The sequence below is a fragment of the Ensifer sp. ZNC0028 genome (assembly GCF_000799055.1).
GTDB lineage: Bacteria > Pseudomonadota > Alphaproteobacteria > Rhizobiales > Rhizobiaceae > Ensifer.
Map to the genome: position 1 here is coordinate 1 of NZ_JTLA01000291.1, position 253 is coordinate 253.

A 253-nucleotide genomic window follows, 5' to 3' on the forward strand; every position below is an offset into this window, starting at 1 on the left:
CCGATAGACGAAGGGCGCACTCGCTGTGTGGGCGCCTTATAGCCAGCGACTCTGGATACCGCAAGCGCCAATCGCACGATTTTTGTGCTTTTCCTGTTAAAGTCGCCGAGAAAAATTCGGCGATTGAACGGCCGGAATTGGATATGCGTTTGACGCAGCGAACGGCTGTTCAATTGCTGAAAGCGCTGATTTTTTGGGGGGAGGAGATCAACACAGTGGCACGCCCTAGGGGAGTCGAACCCCTCTTCCCAGA

The 253-nt window shown here is 54.5% G+C and carries 1 protein-coding gene; it reads left to right on the forward strand.

The window, feature by feature from the left end:
- Nucleotides 1-253 (forward strand): hypothetical protein (locus L981_RS35440; protein WP_210166433.1); only part of this gene is annotated, 253 nt, incomplete at both ends.